Origin of the sequence: Streptomyces sp. NPDC006140 (assembly GCF_040628815.1) — a bacterium.
Lineage (GTDB): Bacteria > Actinomycetota > Actinomycetes > Streptomycetales > Streptomycetaceae > Streptomyces.
On sequence record NZ_JBEXTS010000023.1, the window covers coordinates 1 to 24,882 of the forward strand.

Sequence of the window (24,882 nt, forward strand, 5' to 3'; positions counted from 1 at the left end):
GACGTCGAACACCTCTCTCAACGGCACAGGAGCCTCGTGCGTTGCGGGAAGCCGCCCCGTCACCCGACCGGTGACCACTCTGAAAACGCTCAGTGTTCGTGGTCTGTGCCTTCTGGTTCGGGGTAGACGAAGGTGCGCGTGACCAGGTGGTTCGGTGCGGTCAGGGTCTCGTGGAGGATGCGCCCGTCGGCGGCGAGGGTGAGGGTGAGCTGCGTGTGTTCGGCCGGGAAGGCGAGGGCGAGGCGCCGGTGCCCGTTCTCGTCGGGCAGGCGGGTGGTGACAGGGGCGGTGCCGCTGCTGTACTGCTCGGAGGCGAGGACTCCTTGCCTGTCAGGGGCAGTTGTTTGAGGTCGCCGAGGCCACGGGCGGTGTTGCTGGTGACCAGTTCATGGAGGGTGAAGGCAAGGGCTTTTTTCATGGCGGCGACTGCTTCGCGTAGCAGCGCGGTGTCGGTGCGGGGCGGCCAGCTGATGGTCAGCCCGGCGCGGCCGCCGGTCCACTGCTCGGCGGCGGCGGAGAGCGTGAGACGGCTTGTTCCGTCGCGCCAGCTGACGGGGGCGTAGTAGCAGCCGGTGCCGCAGCCGCGCAGTTTCAGGGCACGGCGGGTGCCGCGCGGGTCGGCGAGGGTGGCGGACAGGGCGTACGCCTGCTGGTCGGGGTCGCCGACCCGGGGCGCAGTCAGGTCGATGACGAGCTGTCCGGTACTGGCCTTGGCGCTGATGCCGATCTCTCCGGTGCGGGTTCCGGCTGGCACCACGGGCCCGTCGACGGGGGGCGCGAAGGGCAGCGGCCGGTCGGCGTCCGCGGGAACCGGCAGCACGGTCAGGGTCGCGGACAGGGCGAGGACGGCGGCGAGCGCGCCGGTCTCGGCGCGGGCCGGTCGGTGGGAGGTTGCGGCGGTACGGCGCAGGCGCCGTCGGGCGAGTAAGGCGAGGACGGCGGCGGTGACGACCAGGACGAGTTTGCCGAGCAGGACGCGCCCGTAGGTACTGGCGGTCAGATCGGTGGGGTCGACCAGTAGCAGGGCGGAGATGAGCCCGGTGACGGCGACGGCGGCGAACAGCCAGGCGGCCCAGCGGGCGTAGGCGAGCAGCAGCGCGCGGGCGGCGGAACGTTCCCCGCGCCAGGCCCTGATGGTGCGCAGTACGTGTACCAGGGCCCCGGCCCACAGCGCGGCGGCCAGCAGGTGGACGAAGGTGAGTACGGGTCCGGTGATGGTCTGTTGGGCTTGCGGGTGGGCGCGCAGCGCCTCGGCGGCCAGGATGGCGGCCAGCGGCACCAGGGCCCAGGTGCGTCGGCGCGCGAGTACGACAGCTCCTGCCAGGGCGAAACCGGCGACCTCGACCAGGGCAAGCAACCCCGGCCGGGTTTTGAGCAGGGATGTCGGGGAGCCGTCGCCGACCTGGAGGGCGGCCAGGGCGAGGGCAGCCGCGCATCCGGCGAGGGTCGCAGGCAGCGCCCAGGGGCGCGGGCGACGTGCGGGCGCGGAGGGGACGGGGGCGGCGAGGCGCTTCGTGGTGAGTTCGCCGAGGAGGAGGGCAAGTGCGGTGAACAGCAGCCAGCGCATCACCGCCGTGGGGGTGGCGTCCTTGGCGGCGGTGGCCTGTCCGGCTCCGAGCGCGACGGTGCGGGGGCCGACGGCGAAGCGGTAGTTGCCGGTCATGATGTCGCCGTCGCGGGCGGTGACCTGCCAGTCGACGGTGTGGACACCCTCTCCCAGGCGGCTTCGGACGGGAATTGTGAGGGTCCGATCGCCCCGGCTGAGGGTCGGTGTGCCGAGCTTCGCGGCGGGCTTGAGGTGCACAGTGCTCCCGCTGCGGCCCACGGGCTGGTCGAAGACGAGCACCAGCGAGGTGGGCGAGTCGGCCACGGTGGCGTCCGCGGCGGGGCTGGTGAACAGCAGCGTGGCGTGCGCCGGGGCAGGCGGGGCGAAGCCGAGCACGGTGGTGAGCGCGAGGATGAGGGCGACGAGCAGCATTCCGGCCGCCCGCTGAAGGGGCGGCCGGGCCCCGGAGGTGGGGCGCGGGGCGGGGTGGGTCACGGTCCGATGGTCTCCGGACCCCGCACGGGCGCGGCAGCGGGGTCCGCCCTATTGGTCGACTGGCCGCGCAGGAGGAAAAGTTCCTCGCGGGCGCGGCGTATCTCCTCCTCGACATTCTGCTGCGTGCGCTCGTGCAGAGCTGGACCGCAGCCGCCGTTGGGGCGCATCGGGGGGATGCAGCACCAGTAGATGAGCGCTGCAGTGAGCACGGTCGCGGTCAACGCAAGCCACAGGCCGGTCATGCCGAGGAGCTCTTACGCAGATCGGTCGTCGGCCTCTGCTCGCCGCGCAGCGCCTCGACTTCCTTGCGCAGGCCGGCCAGCTCCCGCTCCTGCGCAGTGGTGGGGGCAGAATGCCTGCCGCGCATCATGAACCACATCATCAGGCCCATGCCCACGGGACAGGCCAGCGCGGGCAGCAGATACAGCAGGTTCTCCATCGATGGGTCCTCGAGGTGGTGCGGTCAGTCAATTGACCTTGGTCATGGGGTGCCCGGAGCAGCATGCGGGGTTCTGGTTCCCGCCGCGCCCGGGATCCGCGCTCTTGGTCACGGTGATCTCGCAGCCGCACTGGCCGCACCGGTACACCTCTCCTGTCACCAGTGCCATGGCGGGACCTCCCGGGTGGTGCTTCGTCCCTGTGCCCACGACGCTAGAACCTTTCCCCAGGGGCAAGGTCAAGAAAGACACCCTCGCCGCTTAGTGTGGAATCACTGATTTTTTCGGAAATGTTGGCTCTGTCCTCAAGTCTTGTGTCTACTGGGAACGCAGGGAGGCGACACGTGTCCCCCATACCTCCCCGCAACGGACGGCAGGGGCACCGCGCCCGGGCCGCCGCGCTGCGTGAGCAGCAGGCCCGCGCCAAGCGTCGCCGCCGCCTGCTGACGGTCCTGGCGGCGACGGTGGCGGTGCTCGCCATCATCGCCGGGATCACGATCGCGCTGTTCTCCACCGGCGACGGCAGCCGGTCGGGCCCCGGCACGGCGGAAGACGCGGGCATCCCGACCGCGCCGATGATGACCGCGTCGGGCCGTACGACCAACCCGCCGTGGGATGCCCCCGCCGAGCCCGCAGCACGGGTCGCGGCGGCCGGGCTGCCGATGCTGGGCGGGGAAGGCATGGTGGAGCACATCCACGTCCACCTGGATGTGATCGTGGACGGCAAGCCGGTGGAAGTCCCGGCGAACATCGGCGTCGATGTGCCGGTGCAGCAGATGAGCCCGCTGCACACGCACGAGGCGAACGGTGTGATCCACGTCGAGTCCCCGGTCAAGGCCGCGTTCTCGCTCGGGCAGTTCATGACCGAGTGGGATGTCGCCCTCACCCAGGAGTCGATCGGCGGGCTCAAGGCCGAAGGCGGCACCAGCCTGCGCCCCTACATCAACGGCAAGCCGCACACCGGCAATCCAGCCGCGCTCGAATTCGACGACCACGACGAGATCGCGATCGTCTACGGGCCGGCGGACCAGAAGGTGGACGTGCCCAGCAGCTACGACTGGCAAGAGGACGAATAGTTCGGCCGCGCTGGGGTGCTCGCCGTCTTCGCACAGTGTCCCTGAAGGCGACCGGTGGTGTTCGCAGCAGTCCGTCGCGGGCGTGCCTTAGCATGGCGCGCATGTCGCGACGCGTGCTGCTGCCGCTCCGGGCGTGGTCCGGGGCGCTTGTGGTGTGCGCGCTGATGTTCTGCCTGGCCGGGCTCGCCCGGCCCGCCATGGCGATGTCTTCCTCAATGGGCCCGATGGAGTCGATGGCCTCGATGGGGATGGCTGCCCCGGCTGCGTCCAGCGGCGATTCTTCCGCACCGGGACGGGCCGAGGCAGTGGGCCAGCCGACGGCGACACAGGCGGCCGGTGCGCGTCAGTACGGTGAGCACTGCCCGATGGCTGATCAGCAGTGCGTGGCGCCGAATGCCACTGTCGCCTCCAGCGTCCAGACCGGCCTGGCCCTGACCGGTCTGCCCGCAGGGGCTGCCTGCTCGGCCGCAGCAGTCCTCGCGGCCGGACCCAACGCGCCTCCCCCGGCGCTGCCGCCTCCTGATCTGCACCGGTTGTGCGTGTCACGGACGTGATGCTTCGTCGCCCGTAAGGCCAGCTCTGGCTGTTGCCTTGCGGGATGCCGGCCTTTCCTCACGTCCGTCCCGGCACGCCCTGCCCCCATGCTCCTTGGTGCGTGCCGTCGTTCCCGAACAGGAGTCACGACGCATGCCGTCGTCCATCACCTTGCTCATCACCGGTGTCAGCACCGGTCTGCTCGCCGGGGGCGCCTCCTGCGCCGCCGTCCAAGGCGGCCTGCTCGCGGGAGCGGTCACCCGCCGCGATCCCGCCCAGGCCCGCGTCACCGCTCGTACGCCCGCCGCGTCCCCCGCCCGTAAGCCGTACCGGACCGGGGGCACGAGCCCTGCGCGGCCCTCCGCCTCGGCGGCGCCGTCGGTGGGGAATCTTGCCCCGGTCGGTGCGTTCCTCGCCGGAAAGCTGCTCTCCCACACCGTCCTCGGCGCACTGCTGGGCGTCTTCGGCGCGGCGCTGCAGCCCAGTCCCCGGGCGCAGGCGGTGCTGCTGATCCTGGCCGGGGCACTGATGGTGCTCTTCGCCCTGGACCTGTTCGGTGTCAAGGCGGTCAGCCGGCTCGTCCCCCGCCCGCCGGCTGCTTTCGGGCGGCTGGTACGGCGCAGCGCCAAGACGACGTCGATGGCCACCCCGGCGCTAGTCGGCTTCGCCACCGTTGTGGTGCCCTGCGGGGTGACGCTGTCGATGGAGCTGGTCGCGATCACTGCGGGATCCCCGCTGGCCGGGGCGGCGGTGATGGCGGGGTTCGTCCTGGGCACCGCCCCGCTCTTCGCCGTCCTCGGCTACCTCTTCCGCCGCTCCAGCGAGGCCCTGTCCGGCCGCCTGGGGATTGCCACCGGCGTCGTGGTGCTGGCTGTGGCGGCCTGGACCATCGGCTCCGGACTCCAGGCCGGCGGGTGGGCCTCCTTCAACACCGGTTCCACGACAGCGGCCGCCGCCCCCGCCCCTTCGGACGACTCCGCCGAGGCAGCGAACGGGCCGGTCCGCATCGACACCTCCGGCCGGCAGGTGATCACACTGACCGTCACCGATTTCTACGTCCCCACCCAGTTCACCGCCAAGGCCGGCGTGCCGACCACGCTGGTCCTGCGCGGCCAGGACTCCGGCGGCTGCGCCCGCGCCTTCACCATCCCCGAACTCGGGGTCCAGGAGATCGTCAAACGCGACGGCGACACCAACGTCGACCTGGGCACCCGCAAGGAGGGAACGTTGCGTTTCTCCTGCGCCATGGGCATGCAGACCGGCACCATCACCTTCCAGGGGGACAACGCATGAGGCTCTTCAACCGCCGGAAGAACACCGAGGCAGAGGCCGGTGCGCAGGTGGTGCTGCGCGTCGAGGGCATGCACTGCACCAGCTGCGGCCTGCTCATCGACGACGAACTCGAGGACATCCCCGGCGTGCAGTCCTCCCGCACCGACGTGAATGCCGGACGCACCACCGTCCGGCTGGAGGAAGGCGCCGACGTGGACCCAGCGGTCCTGGTCACGGCGGTGCGGCAGGCCGGCGATTACACGGCCCACACAGCCGGCTGACCCGCATACGCCGAGGCGGGCCCACGGCGCACCTGGGTGGCCGGGCCCCTCCCGGCCCGGCCACCCGGCTGGGGCATGCTGGAAGTGCGGCAGCACCCCGGCGGGGAGGAGGACACAGTGCCCGAACCGAGCGGCAACGAGCGGCTGCGCCGTTACTGGGACAAGCACGCCGGCTCCTATGACCGGCAGATGCGGTACTTCGACCGCACGCTGTTCGGCGAGAGCCGTACCTGGGTGTGCTCGCAGGCCACCGGTGACGTCCTTGAGGTCGCCATCGGCACCGGCCTGAACCTTCCTCTCTATCCTCCCGGTGCCCGGCTGACCGGGATCGAGTGGAGCCCCAAGATGCTGGCCATCGCCCGCCGCCGCGCCGCCGACCTCGGCCGTGCCGCAGACCTGCGCGAGGCTGACGCCCAGGCCCTGCCGTTTTCCGACGCCTGTTTCGACACCGTGGTCTCCACCCTGTCGCTGTGCGCCATCCCCGACGACCGGCGTGCCGTCGCCGAGATGGTGCGCGTGCTCAAGCCCGGCGGCCGGCTCCTGCTCTTGGACCACGTGGCTGCCTCCGCCTGGCCCGTGCGCGCGGTCCAGCGGCTTGTCGAGTTCGTCAGCGTTCCCCTCGGCGGCGAGCACTTCCGGCGCCGACCGCTGCGGCACGTCGAGGCTGCTGGTCTGCACATCGAGCAGCACGACCGGTTCAAGCTGGGCATCGTCGAACGCCTCGCCGCCCGCAAACCGGCCCGCATCCCCTGAGCCCTGCCAGACAGGGTTCGCCGCAGAGGATGGGAAGACGCGGTCGCTACGGCACCGGCGCCGTGTGCTGGGCGCGCTGCCCGGCCTGTCGACCACGCTGTTGGTGCTGCTTACGCTGCCCGTGGCGGGTCATGCCCCGCGGTTTGAAAACCGACAGGACCACGGCCACGAGCAGCACCAGGACGGCAGCGGCGGCGTCCGCCACGAGCTGGACCCGCATCCCCTCCAGGTCGGTCCCGGCCAGGCTCATCTGGGTAGCGACTCCTGCCACGTGGCCGGCTACCTGCATGTGCACCAGCAGCAGGACCGTCGCGACGACGGTGATCAGCAGCTTGAACAGGACCCAGAAGTGGCTGAACAGGCCCCCACGGCGTGCACAGGCCCTGGACCAGTCCGGTGAGCAGTGAGGCCAGGCTCAGCGGGGCCAGGACGAACCAGGTGGTCACCTCCATCGCGATGTAGGCTCCCCGCACCGTCTGTGGATCCTGGCTGGTCAGACCAGCGATAGCGAGCGCGAGCAAGCCGACGACCGCGCCGAGTCAGCCGACCGAGAAGGTGACATGCGATAACAGCGATCTTGCGTAGACGGGGCGTCATGGTCGTCACGGTCAGTGGCTGCCTGTGCCGCCGCCGAGGACGTGCATGAGGACGAACGCCACGATCAGGACGACGACAGAGGCCGTGGCGAACACCTTCGCCCAGCGAGCGCTCCATAGCACGGTTTCGGGCAGGGAGGCGGAGGCCGTTCCTGCCCGTAGCCGCAGACGCCACCGCTACGGGCGGGTGCCCCATCCAGCCGTGCCACGTGCCGGGTACTCAGTGGCCGTTCGCGGACTGAAACCGCCGCAACCGCAGACTGTTGGAAACCACGAACACCGAGGAGAACGCCATCGCCCCACCGGCAATCATCGGGTTGAGCAGGCCGAGCGCGGCCAGCGGCAGGGCGGCGACGTTGTAGGCGAAGGCCCAGAACAGATTGGCTTTGATCGTACGCAGGGTCCTGCGAGCCAGCCGGATCGCGTCCGCCGCCGCCCGCAGGTCGCCGCGGACCAGGGTCAGATCGGATGCGGCGATCGCGGCATCGGTGCCGGTGCCCATGGCCAGGCCCAGGTCGGCCTGGGCGAGGGCGGCAGCGTCGTTGACGCCGTCGCCGACCATCGCCACCACCCGGCCCTGCCGCTGGAGGCGTTGGATTTCGGCGACCTTGTCCTCGGGATGGACTTCGGCGATGACGTTCTCGATGCCGACCTCGGCCGCCACCGTGCGGGCGGCGGCGGTGTTGTCGCCGGTCAGCAATACGGGAGTCAGCCCCAGGCGCTTGAGATGGGCCACCGCCTCGGCGCTGGTGGCCTTGACGGTGTCGGCGACCGCCAGCGCGCCGCGCAGCTTCCCGCCCCAGGCGGCGAAGACGACCGTACGGCCCTCGGCTTCGGCCTCCTTCGCGGCCTGCGCCAGTTCCTCGGGCAGCGCCTGGCCCTGTTGCTCCAGCCAGGCGGCCCGGCCCGCCTGTACGAGATGGCCTTCGACCTGCCCGGTCACGCCACGGCCCTGGGTGCTGGTGAAGCCGGTCACGGCGGGCAGCACGCCCAGCCGTTCGCGGGCGGCGCGGGCGATGGCGGCGGCGATCGGGTGTTCGCTGGCGTCCTCCAGAGCGCCGGCCAGCCGCAGCACCTCCTCCTTGTCCTCCTCCTCAGCCGCCACCACGTCGACCAGGCGCATCTTCCCCTCGGTGACGGTGCCGGTCTTGTCCAGCACGACGGTGTCGATCCGCCGGGTGGACTCCAGCACCTCCGGCCCACGGATCAGCAGCCCGAGCTGCGCGCCGCGCCCGGTACCCACCATCAGCGCGGTGGGCGTGGCCAGCCCCAGCGCACACGGGCAGGCGATGATCACCACGGCGATCGCGGCCGTGAGCGCGCTCGCCACCGGGGCACCGGTCAGCAGCCACACGCCGAACGTGCCTGCCGCCAGGGCGATGACGACCGGCACGAACACCGCCGAGATCCGGTCCGCCAGCCGCTGCACCGCCGCCTTACCGGTCTGCGCCCGCTCCACCAGCGCGGCGATCTGCGCCAGCTTCGTCTCCGCCCCCACCCGACTCGCGCGGACGACGAGCCGGCCGTGGCTGTTGATGGTGGCACCGGTGACCGGCGAGCCGGGCTCGACCTCCACCGGCACGCTCTCCCCGGTCAACAGCGACTCGTCCACCGCCGAAGCGCCCTCGACGACCTCCCCGTCGGTGGCGATCTTCTCCCCGGGCCGCACCACGAACAGATCCCCGACCGCCAGCTCCCCGACCGGGATGCGCACCTCTACCCCGTCGCGCAGTACCGCGGCGTCCTTGGCGCCCAGGTCCATCAGCGCCCGGATCGCCTCCCCGGCCCGCCGCTTGGCACGCGCCTCGAAAAACCGCCCGGCCAGCAGGAACACCGTCAGCACGACGGCGACCTCCAGATACAGGTGCTCCCCGCCCACAGCCAGGGTGCCCGCACTCCACAAGTAGGCGGCCAGCACACCCAGCGAGACCAGGGTGTCCATCGTCGCCGAGCCGTGCCGCACATTCACCGCCGCCGCCCGGTGGAACGGCCACGCCCCCCACGCCACCACCGGCGTCGCCAGCGCGAGCGCGCCCCACTCCCAGCCCGCAAAGTGCAGCGCGGAAATCATCGACACGACCAACACGGGCAGGCCGAGCAGCGCCGAGACGATCAGGCGGCGCCGCAACCCGGCAACGTGCGCCCGCTCGGCATCGACCGCCTCGCCCTGCTCCGGCTCAGGCGCACCGGCCCCAGCCGGCTCGGCGCCGTAGCCGATGGCTTCGACGGCGGCGACCAGCTCGGCCACCTCCACGGCCGGGTCCTCGCGGGTGACGTGCGCGGTTCCGGTCGCCAGGTTGACCGTTGCGCTCACCCCGGGCAGTCTCCCCAGCTTCCGCTCGACACGTGCAACGCACGAGGCGCAGGTCATCCCGGTGATCGCCAGCTCCATGGAGCGGCCGGTGCCGGTCTCTGCCCTCGTGGACATGTGTGAGGTCCCTTCCCCATCCGTGCTCATGTCCGGACGCTAAAACCTTGCCCTTAGGGAAAGGTCAAGCGGACACTGGGGCTGCACCCCAGGGAACGGAGTCCCCCATGCTCACCGTCGGCCGCATCGCCGCCCAGACCGGGCTCAGCCCCAAGGCCGTCCGTCTCTACGAAGCCAACGGCCTCATCGATCCGCCCGAACGCACCCCCGCCGGCTACCGCACCTACACCGACGACGCCATCCCTGTCCTCGGCTTCATCCGCCAGGCCCAGGCCCTCGGCCTCAGCCTCAAGGAAATCAAGGACATCCTCGATCTCCAGCGCCGCGGTGAACAGCCCTGCGGCCTGGTCACCGATCTCCTCGACCAACACCTCGCCGACATCGACCGCCGCATCGCCGACCTCCAAGCTCTCCGCTCCACCCTCCAGCGCGCCCGCGCCCAGGCTGACCAGGCCGCCGGCCGCGGTGACACAGCCCTGGTGTGCCGCATCATCGAGAGCGCCACTCCCGCCACGAACTGACTGGCGCCGATAGGTGATGACCCGGTCGCGCTGACACGGTCACCTGCCGGGGCAATCCGGACGACCACCGATCCAACAGCCGTGGCTGTTCCGGCCGGTCACGGCCGTGACGTGCCCAGCCGTTCCCTCTCTCTTTAGCGCCCGGGATCGGCTGCCCCGCGCAGTCGTCCGGGGACAAAGCGCCCCGCCCGTGCCCGGTACTCAAGGTAGGCAGGGCCGTGCACCGTACGGAGATAGGGCTCCTCCACGACGCGCACCTGCAGCTCGACGGCGACGATCAGGGCGAGGAGGGAGGCGAGCGCGAGGATGTTCGGAACCATCAGCACCAGCCGAGGCCAGTGACGGCCATCGCGGTGAAGATGGGATTCCGGACGTACGCGAAGGGGCCGCCGGTGATGAGTGCGGTGCGCTCGCCGACGTCCACGCCCACGCGCCAGGACGCTCCCATCGCTCCCTGTTCCCTGTCCCGGCCCCGTACACAGTTGGGGCATCTTCGATGAGGACTGAGCAGCCTGCGAGCGCCGCGGCGGGCGCGGCGGCGGCTCCGAGCAGCGCCACGAGGAACAGGACACCTGCCCACCAAGAGGCCGAACCGGGTGCACCGGACAGGCCGCGGAATCCCTTGTCGCCGATGCGGCGGCGCTGGATCACGGTGCGGACGCCGAAGGCGGCCAGCAGCCAGATCCCGTACAGCATCAGTGCCGCCCACGCTCACCCGGTCATCGGGCGCTCGTCTCCTTCACGGGACTACAGCGCGCGTTGCCCGGACCGCAGCCGCAACCCTCCTGTTCCGCTTCCACCATGGGTCGAGATCGGCGCCGCGCAGCAGTTGTCGCCGCGGCATTCCCATCCGGTGCGGCACTGGGTTATGGACCGCAACGGCAGGGTGACGAGGGAGGTGGCGGCCATGACGAGTAGAAGGAGGAGACAGCGTCGATGCGCCGCGCGGGCTTCTCGCGGGCCTCGCTCACGGAGTGCTCGATGGCGCAGAACTGCCAGGCGACGGCCCCGGACGAGAAGCAGAAACTTGGTTCCTGGGCGGGGAGGGACGTAGTCAAAGAACTGATCCTTGACCTGGCAGCTGACTGAGGGCGCCCGACGGCCCATGCCCCGAGTGTGTGAGGGCGGGAACCGCCGAGCGTGGTGGTTACCGGCTGCCGCAGCCGCAGGAGTCCCCGCAGCAGCCTCCTGTGACCGGCTCGGTAGTGGAACCGGTGGTGAGAGGCAGTAGCACCATTCCGGCTGTGGCCGGTGCCGCCATGGGGGCTGCGACCTGGGCGGGGATACGGGCGGTGGCCGCGGCTCGGTGCGCGCTGCGCAGTGGGGCGTGGTGGGGCAGGCGGATCTTGCGTCCGGCGCGGATGCCGTTGCCGATGACCAGGACCTCGGCCAGTTCGTGGGTGGCCACCACGGCGGCCAGGCCGAGGACGCCGGTGGCGGCCAGCGGTACCAGGGCCACCAGGATGGCGCCGGACATCAGCAGGTTCTGGGTGAAGATGCGGCGGGCGGCGCGGGTGTGGGCGATGGCGTCCGGCAGGCGGCGCAGGTCCTCGCTCATGAGCGCGATGTCGGCGGCCTCGATCGCGACGTCGCTGCCCATGGCACCCATGGCCACGCCGGCTTCGGCGGTGGCCAGGGCGGGGGCGTCGTTGATGCCGTCGCCGACCATGGCCACCGGACCGCGGGCCTTGAGCTCGGTGACGATGCGGGCCTTGTCCTCGGGCAGGAGTTCGGCACGGACGTCGGTGATGCCGGCGTCGGCGGCGATCGCGGCGGCGGTGCGGGCGTTGTCGCCGGTCAGCATGACCACCTCCACGCCCTGCCGCGTCAGCATGGTGATGGCTTCGGCCGCTTCGGGGCGGACTTCATCGCGTACGGCGATGGCGCCCAGCAGCCAGCTGTCGTGTTCGACGAGGACGACGGTGGCGCCGGCGTCCTGCAGGCGCCTCACCTGCTCGGCGAGGGGCCCGGGGTCGATGAAGCCGGGCTTGCCCAGGCGGGCTTTGCGTCCGTCGACCGTGCCGCGAAGTCCGTTGCCCGGCACCGCCTCCACATCGGTGCCTGCGGTCACCGTGGTGGTGTCGGCGGCGGCGAGGATGGCCGCGGCGAGGGGGTGTTCGCTGCGGGCCTCCAATGCGGCGGCCACGGCGAGTACCCGGTCACGGGTGGTGTCGGGCGTGGTGACAATGTCGATCACAGCGGGTTCGTTGCGGGTGAGGGTGCCGGTCTTGTCGACGGCGACGACCTTGACCTTGCCCAGTGCTTCCACTGCGGCGCCGCCCTTGATGAGTACCCCGGCCTTGGAGGCGGCGCCGATCGCGGCGACCACGGCGACCGGCACGGACAGGGCGAACGCGCAGGGTGCGGCGGCCACCAGCACCACCAGGGCCCGCTCGATCCACACGTCCGGCTCACCCAGCAGGCTGGCAAAGCTCCGTTTACGAGAGTCGACCCCGCCCTGCCGCTGCCTCGCGACCATCCTCGGCGACCGACTCGAAAATACCCCCCCTGGTATCTCTGTTAGGGTTGGGACAGATACCCCGGGGGGTAATATTTCGAGGGAGAGTGCCGTGTTCTTTGCCGACATCATGGAGACCGAAGGTCTGGGCAACCGCAGCTACCTGGCAGGCGGGGTCCGGGCGGCGGTGGTGGTGGACCCGCCGCGGGACATCGACCGGGTGATCGCGGAGGCTGCCCGGCGCGGGGTGCGGGTCGTGGCCGTGGCGGATACGCATGTGCACAACGACTACGTCACCGGGGGCCTGGAGCTGGCCCGGCTGACGGGGGCCCGCTATCTGGTGCCTGCCGGGGCGTCGGTGGCGTACGCGCGGGTCCCGGTGGCCGACGGGGATGTGGAGCCAATCGACGAGGGCCTGGCACTACGGGCCGTGGCCACTCCCGGGCACACCCCGCACCACACCTCCTACGTGCTGGAGGATGGTGGCCGGGCGGTGGCCGCGTTCACCGGTGGGTCCCTGCTGATCGGCAGTGTGGGTCGCCCGGACTTGGTGGAGCCGCGCCTGACTGAGCAGCTGGCGCGTGCCCAGCACGCCTCCGCGCACCGGCTCGCGGCCGGCCTGGACGACGAGGTCGCGGTGATGCCCACGCACGGGTTCGGCAGCTTCTGTTCCTCCACCCAGGCCGGTGGTGCGCACAGCACGATCGGTGCGGAGAGGGCCTCCAATCCGGCGCTGGTCCAGGACGTGGAGACGTTCGTTACGGAGCTGCTCGCCGGGCTGGACGACGTACCGGCCTACTACGCGCACATGGGCCCGGTCAATGCCGCAGGTCCCGCGCCGCTGGATCTGACCGCTCCGCGGCGCGCAGACGCTCAGGAGATCGCCCGCCGCCTGGTTGCCGGGGAGTGGGTGGTGGATCTCCGCAGCCGCGTGGCGTTCTCCGAGGGCCATGTGGCGGGCTCGTTCAACTTCGAGGGTGAGGGCCAGCTGGCGACCTATCTGGCGTGGATGATTCCGTGGGGCAAGCCGGTGACCCTGCTCGCGGAGAGCGCGCAGGACATCAGCCGCGCGCAGCGTGAGCTGGCCAGGGTGGGCATCGACCGCCCGGCCGCCGCTGTCGTTGGTTCCCCGGCCGACTGGACCAGCGCCCAGGCGCCGCTCGCCTCGTTCCCCCGGGCGGCGTTCGCTGACCTGGCCGCCGCCCGGGGGCGGGGCGAGGACGTGGTGGTGCTGGACGTGCGCAGGGACGCGGAGCGGGCCGGCGGCTGGATCGAGGGCAGCGTGCACATCCCGGTCCACCAGGTCCACCAGCGCCTTCACGAGGTGCCCGCAGGCACGGTATGGGTGCACTGTGCCGGCGGAATGCGTGCGGCGATCGCCGCCTCCGTCCTGGACGCCGCAGGCCGTGACGTGGTGGCCGTCGATGACAGCTACACGGCCGCCACCGACGCCGGCCTCGTCCTTGTCACGCCCGCCCAGCACTGACCGCGCCACCCCGCTTCCGCCGGGCGCCTCACGGCCCGGCGGATCGGAAGCACCTGAGGAAGACAGAGATGTTCCTGCCCCAAGACGGCCCCGGCCGTATCACCCCCGCCCGGGCCCACCGCGTGCTTGAGGAAGGCACGGCGGTGCTGGTCGATGTCCGTGAGACGGACGAATACCGGGCCGGGCACGTACCCGGTTCCGTGCATGTTCCGCTGTCACGGCTGGCGGCCGGTGCGGACGTACCCGGCCGCCGGGATGGGCACAGCCTGATGCTGATCTGCCGTTCCGAACACCGTTCGAGGCAGGCTGCGGGCCTGCTGGGCGAACGCGGTGTGGCGGCGGTCGATGTCGTTGGCGGGATGCGTGCCTGGGCCGCCGACGGCCTGGCCGTCCAGGACCCGCACGGGGCGGCGGGCACCGTCATATGACCGCGTTCGTTCTCGCGCTGCTCGCCGGGGTGCTGGTCGGTCTCGCACTGGGCTCGCTCGGGGCGGGCGGCAGCATCCTGGCCGTCCCCGCCATGATCTACCTGCTGGGCTTCAGCCCGGCCGAGGCCACCACCGCCAGTCTGATCATTGTGATCGTCACCTCGCTCGCCGCGCTGGTGGTCCACGCCCGCACAGGAGCGGTGCGCTGGCGGGCGGGGATGCTGTTCGCCGCAGCCGGGGTGCTGCCCGCCGCCGCGGCGGGCCTGCTGTCCGTGCAGATCCCGGACACCGTGCTGACGCTGGCCTTCGCCGTCTTCGCGGTGCTCGCCGGGCTGCGGATGCTGCGCCGCCGGACACCGCCGGGGAACGGGACGGTGTCGGCGCCCCGCGCAGCGGCAGCGGGGGCCGGACTGGGCGCAATCACCGGATTCCTCGGGGTCGGCGGCGGTTTCCTCGCGGTCCCCGCGCTGGTGGCCGTGCTGGCAGTACCGATCAGCGCGGCCGTCGGCACCAGCCTGCTGGTCATCATCACCAACACGATGGTCGCTCTCGCGGCCCGCGCGAGTACCGAGGTCAGCCTGGACTGGGCACTGATCATGCCCTTCATCGCAACGGCGGTCCTGGGCGCCTGGGACGGCAAACGGCTGAGCGCCAAGATCCGACCCGCGACGCTGCAGCGGGTCTTCGGCGGCCTCCTGCTGGTGACAGCCGCGGCCATGACGGCCGGCACGCTGCTGTGACACGCCCGTGGGGCCTGCCACGGGCGCCCCGGCATCGGACGCCCGCGGCAGGCCCCACGGGGCACGGAGCCGCTAGGCCAGCGACAGGAACAGCTTCTCCAGCCGGGCCCGCATCTGGGCGGAATCCCGCACCTGCGGATCCTCGCTGGTCATGCACTGCTGCAGGCCCGTTGCGATGATCGAGAACCCGGCCCGGTCCAGCGCCTTGGAGACCGCGGACAGCTGCACGACGACGTCCTCGCAGTCCCGGCCCTCCTCGATCATCTTGATCACTCCCGCGAGCTGACCCTGCGCCCGCCGCAGCCGGTTCAACGCCGACTTCAGCTCCTCGGCACTCATGTCGAGTTGCACACCATCCTCCTCACATACCCCCATGGGTATCCTACCGTGGAGGCAAACCGCCCAGAAAGGCAATCTGCTCCGTGACCACCACTCCCACCGCACTGACCCCCGTCCAGGCCGCCGCGCGTCTCGGCGAGTTCACCGTCATTGACGTCCGCACTCCCGGCGAGTACGCAACCGGCCACCTGCCCGGCGCGCACAACATCCCCCTGGACCGCCTGGACGAGGCCGCCCGTGCCCTGGAAATCGCCGCGCAGCGCACGCCGCTGCTCATCGCCTGCGCCTCCGGAGCCCGATCCGCCAAGGGCTGCTCCCAGCTGGCCGCCCGGGGCGTCGAATCCGCGACACTCGAAGGGGGCACCGCAGCCTGGGCCGCCGCCGGCCACCAGGTTGAGCGTCCCGCCGGAGCCCGCACCACCTGGCCCATGGACCGCCAGGTCCGCCTCGCCGCGGGCACCCTGGTTGTCACCGGGTTCCTGGCCGGCCTCGCCTGGCCGCCCGCGCACTGGCTGTCCGGGGCCGTCGGCGCCGGACTCGTCTTCTCCGGCGTGACCAACACCTGCGGCATGGCCGCCCTCCTGGCCAAGCTGCCCCACAATCGACCCCCCAAGAGCAGGGTCTCCTTCCAGGAGACCCTGCAGCGCCTGGCCGCCTGACAGGATTACCGCTGCCGAACATGCCGCTCTGCGCCGCATCGCACCGGCAAGTGAGGTGCCGTGGTGCCGGTGGACTGCCAGTCGACTATCTCGGATGCAGTGCCGCAGCAACCCCTTCGATCACATGGGAAAACGGGCCAGGACAGTCACACAGCACTGCATCGCCCTCGCTGCAGAGCGATGAGAGAACAGGGCTCAGCCCATCCTGGTCGCGGCGCCGAGGAGGTAGTCCCCTCGAACACGGGTGAGGCTTCCGCGCACGGCCAGGCCGTGGCGGGGCAGTTCGGCCAGGAACTGCTCGGCGGTGAACCGGTCACGGGTGGGGTGGTCGAACAGCAGCCGGTAGGACGGGCGGGCCAGGGCGTGGGCGGTGACCTCCTCGAAGACGAACACCCCGCCGGGCTTCAGCACCCGGGCGACCTCGTCGAGGGCGGAGCGCCAGTCGGGGATGTGGTGGATGATCGCGAAGTCGAACGCGGCGTCGTAGCTGCCGCCCTCGGCGCCGAAGGCGGCGCGCAGGTCGGTGGCGTCACCGGCCGCGAGCCGGACCCGGTGCGCGTCGCGGGCGAGCCGTCGGCGGGCCTTGGCGACCATGGCCGGGTCGAGGTCGACGGCGTCGACGTGCGCGGCGCGGAAGCGGTCCAGGATGAGCCTGGTGCCGTAGCCGGGTCCGCACCCGATCTCCACCGCGTTCGCGCCGGGCGGTAGCGGTCCGCCGGCCAGCCTGAGCAGGGTGGGCACCTCGTACAGGCGCTGGAGCGCCCGCCGCGCCGGGTTGTCGATCGCGGCCTTCTCGATCTTGTTCATCAGCATCGCGGTCCCCCTATTGCCGAATCATCTGCCTCAATGGATATCATCGCTACATGACGATGAATAGCACGAGGACGCCTTCCCCGGCCACTGCGTCGTGCGGGGCACCGTCGGCGGCAGTGGCGTTGTTCCGCTCCCTGGGCGAGCCGGCCCGGCTGGCGATCCTGCTGCGGCTGGCGGAGGGCGAGGCGCGGGTGACCGACCTGGTCAAAGCGCTGAGGCTCGCGCAGTCCACGGTCTCGGCGCACCTGGCGTGCCTGCGCGAATGCGGCTTGATCGACTCCCGGGCCGAGGGGCGCGCCTCTTTCTACTTCCTGGCCCGGCCGGAGCTGCTGGACCTGCTCGCCAGTGCCGAGCAGCTGCTGGCCGCGACCGGGGAGGCCGTCGACCTGTGCCCCACCTACGGCACCCACCCCACCACCGAGGAGAACACCGCCCGATGAGCACGGAGAAGACCACCACGGCGCTGCCGGACGTGACCGGCCAGGCGGCCCGCCGGGCGGTCACGTACGCGAAGTTCACCATCGGCTACAACGTGATCGAGGGGATCATCGCGATCTCCGCGGGCGCGGTGGCCGGGGCGGTGTCCCTGATCGGCTTCGGCGTGGACTCCGGCATCGAGGTCGCCGCCGCCGTGGTGGTCCTGGTCCGGCTGCTCGCGGAGATCAAGGGCGGCGAGCCGGACGAGGCCAAGGAACGCCGAGCGCTGAAGTTTATCGCCATCACGTTCTTCGCGCTCGCCGCGTACGTGACCGTCGAGGGCATCCGCGACCTGGTGGCCGGCGAGAAGCCGGACACCTCGCTGGTCGGTATCGTCCTGACCGGCGTGTCGATCATCATCATGCCGTGGCTGGCGCAGGCCAAGCGCAAGGCCGGGCAGGAGATGAACTCCCGCCTGGTCGTCGCGGACGCCGCCGAGACCAAGTTGTGCGCCTGGCTGAGCGTGTCCACCTTCGCCGGGCTGGTCGCCTTCGCGCTGTTCGGCTGGACCTGGCTGGACCCGGTCGCCGGGTTTGTCATCGCGGCCTTCGCGATCATGGAGGGCAAGGAAGCCTGGGAAGGCGAACTGGTCTGCGACGACGGTTGCGAGGACGACAAGGCGCCCGCCGGTGCCGAGAAGAAGTCGTGCTCCGATGACTGCCACTGACACCCCTACGCCCAAGGCGGCGGCCTGCACCCGGGCCGCCGCCGGGGCCCTGGCTGTCGCGGCTGCCGGGGCGGATCTGGGGGCCAAGGCGTGGGCGAACACCGCTCTGCCCGGTGATCCGGTGCGTCTGGGACTACTGGACCTGCGGCTCGCGTTCAACCCCGGCGTCGCCTTCTCTTTCGGCGACACCCTCCCCGCGTGGATGGTGATCGCCTTTACCGGCGCCATCACGGCGGCGATCGCTGTGTTCGCCTGGCGGACCGCCCCGCACGCGCGGGCCACCACCGCGGCACTCGCCGTCATCCTCGGCGGGGCCGCCGCCAACCTGGCCGACCGCACCGCCGACGGGCAGGTCACCGACTACCTCCACACCGGCTGGTGGCCCACCTTCAACCTCGCCGATGTCTTCATCGTCTGCGGCGGCTTCGCCGTCGTCGCCCTGTCCTGGCGCCGCCCGCACGGCCAGCAAGACGAGACGCCGTCCTCGACGGTCTGACCGCACAAGGAGGCGGGTTGCCGTGGCGGTCCTCGCGCTCGTGCTGTTCGCGGCGTTCCTGCTGCCGGCCGGGGTGGTCCGGATCGTCATCCACAAGCGCCGCACCGGCGACACCGGCATCCGCCGCGCCCGAGCGGCGGGCCCGGCCCACGATTCTCCCAGCTCCCTCCTCCAGCAGCTGCCGGACGATCTCGGCGATGTCCGGGGCATTGTGAAAGATCACTTCGGGAGCGGCAGCCCGGCCCGGCTCACGGGCCCGTCAGCACGCGGCGAGGGCGTCGGTCTTCAGTCCTCCGCTCTGTCGTCGTCCTCATCGTCGTCCAGCCCGGGGGCGTCCGGGTCGCGCAGCGGTCGCAGGCCGCCGGCCGGGACGGACGGGGTGAAGCTGTTACGGCCCGGCACGTTGAGGTTCTTGTGCTTCAGCAGGGAGAGCCGGGCAATGTCCTCGTCGCGGATCTCGTGGCCCTCAGCCCGCAGCTGGGCGACGGCGGCGTCGATATAGCGGGTCGTCCACAGCACGACGGCGTTCAGCACCAGGCCCAGGGAGCGAGCTGGTCCTCCATACCGTCCGGGTACGCCCGGTGGATCGTGCCGCGCTTGCCGTGGCACACGTCGCGGGCGAGCTTGTGGCGGGACTCTTGCGCGGTGAGCTGCCGGTTCATCTGCCGGCGGTAGCTGTCGTCCACCGGGTCGACCACGGCCAGCAGATGCAGGGCTTGGCGATCCGCCCGTACTCGGCGAACGCCTGCCCCAGCGGCGTGGGGCGCCCCTCGCGGCCGAACATCCGCAGCAGGTCGTACGCCCGCACCTGGTTGGTGACCAGGGAGCCGGCCACCCGCAGCATGTCCGGCCAGTGCGTGAACACTTTGTTCAGGTTGACCGGTTGCGGGTGATGTCCTCCAGCACCCCGTACGTCCCCGTCTCCACCCCGCGGCATGGTGGCCCGCCAGAACCGCTGGTCGTCCAGGTCCCGGAACCGGGCTGAAGTTGTAACCCATCTCCGGCTTCACCCCGTCGTCCAGGTTCAGCAGGGCGTCCAGGATGTGCAGCGAGTCGCGCGGCGTGCCGGGCACGACCATCTGCCCGATCCCGGCGACCTGGTCGTTCACGGCGTTCAGCCAGGTGATGCCACGCTTGAAGCCGAAGTACTTCGGGGACGGTGCGGCATTGATCGTGCGGACGGGGACGACGAACCGCAGCCCGTCCACCGACGCCAGCAGGCCGTCGCCCCAGTACCGGACGATCGGCACCTCGGTCTGGGCGGCGATCAGCGCGGCGTTCGCCGCGGCGATGGTGTCTGAACAGCAGGTCCGGCAGGTCGATCTTCGGGAGCATCTTCTCGACGGTCTTGCGCGGCCAGCGCAGGCTCTTGGGCTCGCCGAGCGCGCCGAGGGCGTCCACGTTCAGCTTCGCCCGGCCGTTCGGCTGGACCTCGATGGAGACCTTCACCTCCCCCGGCCTCCTGAAGGCGCTCGGCCATGTGCTTCCACGCCGCGTCCAACGCCGTCACCAGCGCGGCCAGGTGCTCCTCGACGGGCATGTCCAGGCTCAGGCCCGCCAGGACGTCCTCACAGACGGCGTCCCACTCCTTGCCGTCCAGCAGACGGGCCCGCGGGTCGGACCACCGGTGCGAGGGCGAGGCGAAGACGTCCCGCCGCTGAGGGGCCCGGTGCAGCTGCTCCAGCACGCACACCACGTACGCGTCCCGGTCCACCGACCTCCAAGCCGGCGGCACGAGCTTGTCGTCCACCTGGCGCGGCAGCAGCGGCTTGTCCTTCACCCGCCGCCGTGCCAGCCGCCGGCAGCCGCCGCACCCCGGCCAGCACCCTCGCCCCGACCGGCGCCGCCCCCAGCACGCTCGTCTCGCCCAGCAGGGCCAGGAACGGCCGCACCGTCGCGTACCAGTTCGTCAGCGCGGCCCGCATGGCGACCTCGGCGGAGTCCTCGTCCTCCGGTACGAGCGAGACCACCAGCGCCGCCGCGCTCATCGCCGCGGCCCTGGGGGCGAACTCGTCCACCGCCGCCCACAGCGCCGCCGTGTCCACGTCGGTGCCGTGGGTCTCGACCAGCTCCCCTCCAGCTGCGGCAGCGTCGAGAGCCGGTCCTTGTCCGTGGCCCGCTTCGCCGTGCTGATCAGCCGCGTCGCCATCAGGACCTGGAACAGGTCCAGGGCCTCGTCGATGGCCTTGGCCTCCAGGTGCCGCATCACCGCCGTCAGCATCGCCGTGCGCTTCGGCTCGGCGGCCCGCTCCAGCCCGGCCTCCTTCGAGCCCAGCCCGTACCGGGCCAGCGCCGCCAGCCGGTTCGGCGGGATCTTGTTCAGCCTCACCCGGCCCAGGCCGAACGCGCCAATCTCGTCCACCCGCTCCAGCGCGCGGGCGAAGGGCCGTGCGCGTCGTCCGCGTCGGCGGCCGGTGCAGCCGCTCCAGCTCCGAGTACCGCTTGCCCTCCGGCACCGCGAGCATGGCCACCAGCTGCCCCGGCAGCTTCTGGTCCGCACGTGCGGCGGCACGGGCGACGGCGGCGTGCAGCCGCTTCTCCGCGATGCCGCGCGCCTCGGAGACCTGCCGGGCCAGCACCGAGACACCCGGCAGCAGCACCCGGTTGCGGCGCAGCCAGCCCACCGCCTGGTTGTAGGCGTCCCGGATCTCCCGCGCATGGTCGTACGGCGTCTGCCGCCGCTCGGGGCACCGCTCCACCAACGACGGGTCCTCGATGCCCAGCTGCGCGGCCAGGTGCTCGACCACCGGCCACGGCACGGCAAGCGGGTCCTCCAGGAACAGCCCGATGTAGCGGACCGTGCACATCTGGAGGGCGAACCCGAGCTGGTGATGCTTCGTACGCCGCAGCGCGATCAGGTCGCGGTCGACATCGTCCAGGAAGAAGAACCGCTCCAGCTCCGGACGCGGCGGCTCCTCGGCGAAATTCCCGTACGTCTCAGCCTGCTCATCAGTTAGGAATTCCACCGGCACCCCGGCGGACGGTAGCCACCCCACGCCCGTGATCGACGATCTTCCCGTGAACCCCAGCGCGGCACCCGACCACTGCGCTAGACGACCGAGATCATTCTCACCGATAACCGCTGTACCGATGTTCCGAGCGCCGCCAATTGCATCGGATGCGAACTCGCGATGGTCTGTGATTGCGACCTGACAGGATGCCGGATTCATCGCCGTGACCAGGGTGATTGTGGTCCTGAAGCAGCATGTGACGCTACCGGGTCTCAGCTCGTGGTTGCCAGCTGTGTCACTCGTACGGATGGCTGGCCTGCGGATTGGCCGCCCCCTCGCATCGGATGCGGTTTTCTCGCACCTGATGCGAGTTACGGAGGGTGGCGGAATGGTGGGGTTCAGCGGGCCGGTGCCGGGGGCGGCGGGGCTGCATCTGGTCGACCGGGTGCCTCTGCTGCGGCCGGAGGAACAGGTCTTCGCGGCGATGCTGACCGGCTTCGCCAACCAGCAGCTCGCCCGAAATCTGGCCCGGACAACCGTGGAGGGCCGGGAGAACACGGTGAAGGCGTTCGCGGCCTACGTGAACGCCTACCCGTGGCTGTGGACGCCGGCGATGGTCGACGAGTGGCTCGGTGACCTGCGCTCCCTACGGGATCTGAAGCGCTCGACGATCCGCTCGTACTCCGAAGCCGTGCGGGCTTTCTGCCACTTCATCACCGATCCGCTCTACGAGTGGACGGCGACCTGCGAGGAGCGCTTCGACACTCATCCGGTGCAAGTGGTGCACGAGTGGAACACCGCGGTGCACCTCCAGGACAACGAGGCGGACGCGAAGAAGCGAGCGTTCACCAAGGCTGAGCTGCACGCCTTCTTCGCGCACTGCGACGACGAGGTTGCCCGGATCCGGGCCTTCGGCCGCAAGGGCTGGCTGCCCGCCTTCCGCGACGCGACCCTGTTCAAGACCGCCTACGCCTATGGGACGCGGCGCAACGAGACGCGCATGCTCGACGCCGCCGATTTCGGCCGCAACCCGCACGGTGGCGAGTTCGGCCAGTACGGCCGCTGCCAGGTCCGGTTCGGCAAGGCTAAGAAGGGCTCGCCGCCCAAGCGCCGCGGGGTGCTGACCGTGTTCGCCTGGACTCCGGACGTCCTGGACGAGTGGTTCACCGAGGTCCGCCCGCTGTTCGGCACTGATAACAACCCGGCGGCCTGGCCTTCCGAACGGGGCCTGCGGATCGGATGCCAGCGGCTCAACTCCCGCTTCATCGCCTACCGAAAGGCCCTCGGCCTGGACGACGGACTCGACTTCCACTCCCTGCGCAGGTCCTACGTCACCCACCTGATCGAGGACGGCTGGGACCCGCGCTTCGTCCAGGAGCAGGTCGGTCACGAGCACGCCAGCACCACCTCGCTCTACACCTGCGTGTCCTCGGACTTCCGCACCCGCACCCTGCGGCGACACCTGGACTCCACCATCGCTGCGGCCCTTGAGACCCAGGCCGGGAGGCACGCATGAAACGCAAGGTCGGCTACACCTGGCGGCTGCGCGAGGTCATGGCCCAGCACCAGATCTTCACCGCGACCGAGCTGGTGCCGCTGCTGCGCGAGCGCGGCATCGACCTGTCCGCCTCCCAGGTCCACCGCCTAGTCTCCGGCACGCCGGAACGCCTGTCGTTGCAGGTCATGGCCGCGCTCTGCGACATCCTGTCCTGCACCCCGGCCGACCTAGTGGCCACCACTGCCGAGAACGCCGGAGTCCGCAAGACCGCCACCGGTGACCTGCCCGCCCCGCCCGCGAACGTCGCGAAGCTCCGCCCCCGCGCCGCTCGCATCCTGCCCGACGCATGACCCGCACCTACGCCACCGACGAACAGTACGAACGCTGGTACATGGCAGAGTGCTGCCGCTGCGGCCGCCGCAGGCACAAAGCCGGCACCTGGCCGGACGGATACGTCTGCCGGACCTGCTCGGACCACGCCGTCCGGACACGCGGCACCTGCCCAGGATGCGGCCAGGACCGGGCCCTTCCCGGGCTCCGCCCCGGTGATGGGGCAGCGATCTGTACCACCTGCGCCGGCTTCTCCCAGACCTTCGACTGCTCACGCTGCGGCTTCGAGGGCAAGCTCCTGCGCGGACGGCTCTGCGAACGTTGCACGCTCACCGACCGCCTCACCGCGCTCCTGGACGACGGCACCGGCCGCATCCGTCCCGCGCTGGTCCCGCTGTTCGACCTGCTGGTGGCAATGGACAAGCCCAGGAGCGGGCTGGCCTGGCTGGAGATGCGCCGCAGCCAGCCGGGAAACGCCTCACAACTGCTGCATCGGCTCGGCCTCGGCGAGATCCCCCTGACCCACGACGCCTTCCACGAGTTCCAGCCCTGGCGGGCCGCCGCCCACCTGGAAGAACTCCTGATGACGTGCGGAGTCCTTCCCGCAGCCGACAAGTACCTCTGCTCCTTCCAGCGCTGGCTTCCCGAGCATCTGGCTGGCATCGCCGACCCCGAGCACACCAAGACGATCAAGCTCTACGCAACCTGGCGCGTTCTCCCCCGGCTGCGGGCCCGCGCCGAGCGGAGCCACATCACACCGAGCATCCGACGCTTCGCCGCCGAACAGATCAAGTACGCGACCGCCTTCCTGCACTGGCTCGGCAAGCGGAACACCAACCTCGCATCCTGCGGCCAGCTCGACATCGACGCGTGGTGGGTCGAGAACACCGAACACGGCCGCACCTGCTTGCGAGCCTTCATCAACTGGGCCATGCAGACCCGCCACTGCCCAGGCTTCCTCTCCATCCCGGCCATGAGGGTCTCCCGGCGGGCCGCACTGAACGACGACGAGCGCCTCGACGCCCTCGGCCGACTGCTGACCAACACGGAGACACCGACGCGGCTCCGAGTCGCCGGAATCATCGTGCTCCTCTACGCGCAGCCCGTGAGCCGCATCGTCCGACTCACCCTCGACGACGTCATCCGCGACGGCGACACCGTGCTGCTACGGCTCGGGGAGTCACCCTCACCGATCCCCGCGCCGGTCACCGACCTGCTGCTGGAACACATCGCACACCGCGACAACATGAACACCGCGACCAACCCGGCGTCCCGCTGGCTCTTCCCCGGCCGCAGGGCCGGCCAGCCAGCCCGCCCCGATCACCTGTCCGCGCTGCTGAACGAGATCGGGGTCCCGGCCGCAGCTGCCCGCGGCGCCGCCATCCGCCAGCAGCTCCTCGACATGCCCGCCCCCGTGGTCGCGGACGCGCTCGGCTACCACCACAAGACCACCACCCGGCTCCGCAACGAGACCGGCGGCACATGGAGCCGATACGCCCCAGGGGATCACGGAAGGTCACCAGCGGGCTGGGCTCCTCGGGGAACCGGTGACAGCTGATTACGCGAGCCCACCAGTAGACCGCCGGTTCGTACACTGCGAG

General features: G+C 71.0%; 27 protein-coding genes and 1 pseudogene. 16 read left to right on the plus strand and 12 right to left on the minus strand.

Annotated features, from left to right (window positions below):
- Positions 1-160: 160 nt before the first annotated feature.
- The 4 genes from ABZ386_RS37975 to ABZ386_RS37990 are packed head-to-tail and all read right to left on the minus strand — an operon-like array spanning position 161 to position 2,649.
- A complete protein-coding gene (locus tag ABZ386_RS37975; protein ID WP_356506469.1) occupies positions 161-2,041 on the minus strand; it encodes a copper resistance CopC family protein in 1,881 nt (626 codons plus the stop codon).
- Positions 2,038-2,283, minus strand: a complete 246-nt coding sequence (locus tag ABZ386_RS37980) for a hypothetical protein (protein WP_356618140.1) — start codon at positions 2,281-2,283, stop codon at positions 2,038-2,040. The genes ABZ386_RS37975 and ABZ386_RS37980 overlap by 4 nt, the downstream gene beginning before the upstream one ends.
- Positions 2,280-2,480, minus strand: coding sequence for a hypothetical protein (locus ABZ386_RS37985; RefSeq protein ID WP_355714627.1), 201 nt, complete (start codon positions 2,478-2,480; stop codon positions 2,280-2,282). The genes ABZ386_RS37980 and ABZ386_RS37985 overlap by 4 nt, the downstream gene beginning before the upstream one ends.
- A gap of 28 nt (positions 2,481-2,508) precedes the next feature.
- Positions 2,509-2,649 carry a hypothetical protein gene (locus tag ABZ386_RS37990; protein ID WP_355714624.1) on the minus strand — a complete coding sequence of 47 codons (141 nt, stop codon included), beginning with the start codon at positions 2,647-2,649 and terminating at the stop codon, positions 2,509-2,511.
- Between the two features lie 173 nt (positions 2,650-2,822).
- On the opposite strand from ABZ386_RS37990, the gene ABZ386_RS37995 reads away from it, so the two are divergent.
- From ABZ386_RS37995 to ABZ386_RS38015, 5 genes are all read left to right on the plus strand, one after another.
- Positions 2,823-3,554: a hypothetical protein gene (locus ABZ386_RS37995; RefSeq protein WP_355714621.1), complete on the plus strand. Its 732-nt coding sequence runs from the start codon at positions 2,823-2,825 to the stop codon at positions 3,552-3,554.
- Between the two features lie 101 nt (positions 3,555-3,655).
- Entirely contained in the window at positions 3,656-4,108 is a 453-nt protein-coding gene (locus ABZ386_RS38000) for a hypothetical protein (protein WP_355714618.1), read from the plus strand.
- A gap of 133 nt (positions 4,109-4,241) precedes the next feature.
- The gene (locus ABZ386_RS38005) at positions 4,242-5,381 is read left to right on the plus strand and encodes a sulfite exporter TauE/SafE family protein (protein WP_355714615.1); all 1,140 of its coding nucleotides are present in this window, start codon (positions 4,242-4,244) and stop codon (positions 5,379-5,381) included.
- Positions 5,378-5,641: a cation transporter gene (locus ABZ386_RS38010; protein WP_355714612.1), complete on the plus strand. Its 264-nt coding sequence runs from the start codon at positions 5,378-5,380 to the stop codon at positions 5,639-5,641. The genes ABZ386_RS38005 and ABZ386_RS38010 overlap by 4 nt, the downstream gene beginning before the upstream one ends.
- 117 nt (positions 5,642-5,758) lie before the next feature.
- Positions 5,759-6,394, plus strand: a complete 636-nt coding sequence (locus ABZ386_RS38015; protein ID WP_355714609.1) for a class I SAM-dependent methyltransferase — start codon at positions 5,759-5,761, stop codon at positions 6,392-6,394.
- Positions 6,395-6,440: 46 nt separating this feature from the next.
- Here ABZ386_RS38015 and ABZ386_RS38020 read toward each other — a convergent pair whose 3' ends face one another.
- Positions 6,441-6,665 (minus strand): hypothetical protein, encoded by a 225-nt coding sequence (locus ABZ386_RS38020; RefSeq protein ID WP_356621707.1) that lies wholly within the window; start codon positions 6,663-6,665, stop codon positions 6,441-6,443.
- Positions 6,666-7,210: 545 nt separating this feature from the next.
- Complete coding sequence (locus tag ABZ386_RS38025) at positions 7,211-9,418, minus strand: heavy metal translocating P-type ATPase (RefSeq protein WP_355714599.1); 2,208 nt, start codon at positions 9,416-9,418, stop codon at positions 7,211-7,213.
- Between the two features lie 107 nt (positions 9,419-9,525).
- Between ABZ386_RS38025 and ABZ386_RS38030 the strand changes: the two genes are divergently transcribed.
- Positions 9,526-9,939: a heavy metal-responsive transcriptional regulator gene (locus ABZ386_RS38030; RefSeq protein ID WP_355714596.1), complete on the plus strand. Its 414-nt coding sequence runs from the start codon at positions 9,526-9,528 to the stop codon at positions 9,937-9,939.
- Positions 9,940-10,073: 134 nt separating this feature from the next.
- Here ABZ386_RS38030 and ABZ386_RS38035 read toward each other — a convergent pair whose 3' ends face one another.
- The 3 genes from ABZ386_RS38035 to ABZ386_RS38045 all read right to left on the minus strand — a co-directional run bounded on the left by ABZ386_RS38035 (position 10,074) and on the right by ABZ386_RS38045 (position 12,343).
- Positions 10,074-10,259: a hypothetical protein gene (locus ABZ386_RS38035; RefSeq protein ID WP_355714593.1), complete on the minus strand. Its 186-nt coding sequence runs from the start codon at positions 10,257-10,259 to the stop codon at positions 10,074-10,076.
- Entirely contained in the window at positions 10,259-10,387 is a 129-nt protein-coding gene (locus ABZ386_RS38040) for a hypothetical protein (RefSeq protein ID WP_355714590.1), read from the minus strand. Before ABZ386_RS38040 ends, ABZ386_RS38035 begins: the two co-directional genes overlap by 1 nt.
- A 699-nt stretch (positions 10,388-11,086) precedes the next feature.
- Positions 11,087-12,343: a heavy metal translocating P-type ATPase gene (locus tag ABZ386_RS38045; protein WP_355714587.1), complete on the minus strand. Its 1,257-nt coding sequence runs from the start codon at positions 12,341-12,343 to the stop codon at positions 11,087-11,089.
- A 166-nt stretch (positions 12,344-12,509) separates the two neighbouring features.
- Between ABZ386_RS38045 and ABZ386_RS38050 the strand changes: the two genes are divergently transcribed.
- From ABZ386_RS38050 to ABZ386_RS38060, 3 genes are all read left to right on the plus strand, one after another.
- Complete coding sequence (locus ABZ386_RS38050; RefSeq protein ID WP_355714584.1) at positions 12,510-13,883, plus strand: MBL fold metallo-hydrolase; 1,374 nt, start codon at positions 12,510-12,512, stop codon at positions 13,881-13,883.
- Positions 13,884-13,951: 68 nt separating this feature from the next.
- Complete coding sequence (locus ABZ386_RS38055; protein WP_355714581.1) at positions 13,952-14,311, plus strand: rhodanese-like domain-containing protein; 360 nt, start codon at positions 13,952-13,954, stop codon at positions 14,309-14,311.
- Positions 14,308-15,051 carry a sulfite exporter TauE/SafE family protein gene (locus ABZ386_RS38060; RefSeq protein WP_355714578.1) on the plus strand — a complete coding sequence of 248 codons (744 nt, stop codon included), beginning with the start codon at positions 14,308-14,310 and terminating at the stop codon, positions 15,049-15,051. Before ABZ386_RS38055 ends, ABZ386_RS38060 begins: the two co-directional genes overlap by 4 nt.
- A 72-nt stretch (positions 15,052-15,123) precedes the next feature.
- Here ABZ386_RS38060 and ABZ386_RS38065 read toward each other — a convergent pair whose 3' ends face one another.
- A complete protein-coding gene (locus ABZ386_RS38065) occupies positions 15,124-15,402 on the minus strand; it encodes a metal-sensitive transcriptional regulator (protein WP_355725964.1) in 279 nt (92 codons plus the stop codon).
- A gap of 71 nt (positions 15,403-15,473) precedes the next feature.
- On the opposite strand from ABZ386_RS38065, the gene ABZ386_RS38070 reads away from it, so the two are divergent.
- Positions 15,474-16,049 carry a rhodanese-like domain-containing protein gene (locus tag ABZ386_RS38070; RefSeq protein ID WP_355725967.1) on the plus strand — a complete coding sequence of 192 codons (576 nt, stop codon included), beginning with the start codon at positions 15,474-15,476 and terminating at the stop codon, positions 16,047-16,049.
- A gap of 195 nt (positions 16,050-16,244) precedes the next feature.
- Here ABZ386_RS38070 and ABZ386_RS38075 read toward each other — a convergent pair whose 3' ends face one another.
- Positions 16,245-16,862 (minus strand): class I SAM-dependent methyltransferase, encoded by a 618-nt coding sequence (locus ABZ386_RS38075; RefSeq protein WP_355725970.1) that lies wholly within the window; start codon positions 16,860-16,862, stop codon positions 16,245-16,247.
- 50 nt (positions 16,863-16,912) lie between these two features.
- Here ABZ386_RS38075 and ABZ386_RS38080 point away from each other — a divergent pair, with 50 nt between their 5' ends.
- The 3 genes from ABZ386_RS38080 to ABZ386_RS38090 are packed head-to-tail and all read left to right on the plus strand — an operon-like array spanning position 16,913 to position 18,502.
- A complete protein-coding gene (locus tag ABZ386_RS38080; protein ID WP_355725973.1) occupies positions 16,913-17,302 on the plus strand; it encodes a metalloregulator ArsR/SmtB family transcription factor in 390 nt (129 codons plus the stop codon).
- Positions 17,299-18,006, plus strand: coding sequence for a cation transporter (locus ABZ386_RS38085; protein WP_355725976.1), 708 nt, complete (start codon positions 17,299-17,301; stop codon positions 18,004-18,006). Before ABZ386_RS38080 ends, ABZ386_RS38085 begins: the two co-directional genes overlap by 4 nt.
- Positions 17,993-18,502, plus strand: a complete 510-nt coding sequence (locus tag ABZ386_RS38090; RefSeq protein WP_355725979.1) for a signal peptidase II — start codon at positions 17,993-17,995, stop codon at positions 18,500-18,502. Before ABZ386_RS38085 ends, ABZ386_RS38090 begins: the two co-directional genes overlap by 14 nt.
- 285 nt (positions 18,503-18,787) lie before the next feature.
- Here the strand turns inward: ABZ386_RS38090 and ABZ386_RS38095 are convergent.
- Positions 18,788-21,474, minus strand: a pseudogene (locus ABZ386_RS38095) (Tn3 family transposase).
- A 367-nt stretch (positions 21,475-21,841) separates the two neighbouring features.
- Between ABZ386_RS38095 and ABZ386_RS38100 the strand changes: the two are divergent.
- The 3 genes from ABZ386_RS38100 to ABZ386_RS38110 are packed head-to-tail and all read left to right on the plus strand — an operon-like array spanning position 21,842 to position 24,839.
- Positions 21,842-22,969, plus strand: coding sequence for a site-specific integrase (locus ABZ386_RS38100; RefSeq protein ID WP_355717361.1), 1,128 nt, complete (start codon positions 21,842-21,844; stop codon positions 22,967-22,969).
- Positions 22,966-23,301, plus strand: a complete 336-nt coding sequence (locus tag ABZ386_RS38105) for a helix-turn-helix transcriptional regulator (protein ID WP_180686800.1) — start codon at positions 22,966-22,968, stop codon at positions 23,299-23,301. Before ABZ386_RS38100 ends, ABZ386_RS38105 begins: the two co-directional genes overlap by 4 nt.
- Positions 23,298-24,839 (plus strand): hypothetical protein, encoded by a 1,542-nt coding sequence (locus ABZ386_RS38110; protein ID WP_355717366.1) that lies wholly within the window; start codon positions 23,298-23,300, stop codon positions 24,837-24,839. The genes ABZ386_RS38105 and ABZ386_RS38110 overlap by 4 nt, the downstream gene beginning before the upstream one ends.
- Positions 24,840-24,882 lie beyond the last annotated feature (43 nt).

Coding starts and splice junctions, on each gene's coding strand:
- ABZ386_RS37980 (WP_356618140.1), bottom strand. CDS start 2,283: ATGACCGGCCTGTGGCTTGCGTTGACCGCGACCGTGCTCACTGCAGCG.
- ABZ386_RS37985 (WP_355714627.1), bottom strand. CDS start 2,480: ATGGAGAACCTGCTGTATCTGCTGCCCGCGCTGGCCTGTCCCGTGGGC.
- ABZ386_RS37990 (WP_355714624.1), bottom strand. CDS start 2,649: ATGGCACTGGTGACAGGAGAGGTGTACCGGTGCGGCCAGTGCGGCTGC.
- ABZ386_RS38000 (WP_355714618.1), top strand. CDS start 3,656: ATGTCGCGACGCGTGCTGCTGCCGCTCCGGGCGTGGTCCGGGGCGCTT.
- ABZ386_RS38005 (WP_355714615.1), top strand. CDS start 4,242: ATGCCGTCGTCCATCACCTTGCTCATCACCGGTGTCAGCACCGGTCTG.
- ABZ386_RS38010 (WP_355714612.1), top strand. CDS start 5,378: ATGAGGCTCTTCAACCGCCGGAAGAACACCGAGGCAGAGGCCGGTGCG.
- ABZ386_RS38025 (WP_355714599.1), bottom strand. CDS start 9,418: ATGTCCACGAGGGCAGAGACCGGCACCGGCCGCTCCATGGAGCTGGCG.
- ABZ386_RS38030 (WP_355714596.1), top strand. CDS start 9,526: ATGCTCACCGTCGGCCGCATCGCCGCCCAGACCGGGCTCAGCCCCAAG.
- ABZ386_RS38035 (WP_355714593.1), bottom strand. CDS start 10,259: ATGGTTCCGAACATCCTCGCGCTCGCCTCCCTCCTCGCCCTGATCGTC.
- ABZ386_RS38040 (WP_355714590.1), bottom strand. CDS start 10,387: ATGGGAGCGTCCTGGCGCGTGGGCGTGGACGTCGGCGAGCGCACCGCA.
- ABZ386_RS38055 (WP_355714581.1), top strand. CDS start 13,952: ATGTTCCTGCCCCAAGACGGCCCCGGCCGTATCACCCCCGCCCGGGCC.
- ABZ386_RS38060 (WP_355714578.1), top strand. CDS start 14,308: ATGACCGCGTTCGTTCTCGCGCTGCTCGCCGGGGTGCTGGTCGGTCTC.
- ABZ386_RS38075 (WP_355725970.1), bottom strand. CDS start 16,862: ATGCTGATGAACAAGATCGAGAAGGCCGCGATCGACAACCCGGCGCGG.
- ABZ386_RS38080 (WP_355725973.1), top strand. CDS start 16,913: ATGACGATGAATAGCACGAGGACGCCTTCCCCGGCCACTGCGTCGTGC.
- ABZ386_RS38085 (WP_355725976.1), top strand. CDS start 17,299: ATGAGCACGGAGAAGACCACCACGGCGCTGCCGGACGTGACCGGCCAG.
- ABZ386_RS38090 (WP_355725979.1), top strand. CDS start 17,993: ATGACTGCCACTGACACCCCTACGCCCAAGGCGGCGGCCTGCACCCGG.
- ABZ386_RS38100 (WP_355717361.1), top strand. CDS start 21,842: ATGGTGGGGTTCAGCGGGCCGGTGCCGGGGGCGGCGGGGCTGCATCTG.
- ABZ386_RS38105 (WP_180686800.1), top strand. CDS start 22,966: ATGAAACGCAAGGTCGGCTACACCTGGCGGCTGCGCGAGGTCATGGCC.
- ABZ386_RS38110 (WP_355717366.1), top strand. CDS start 23,298: ATGACCCGCACCTACGCCACCGACGAACAGTACGAACGCTGGTACATG.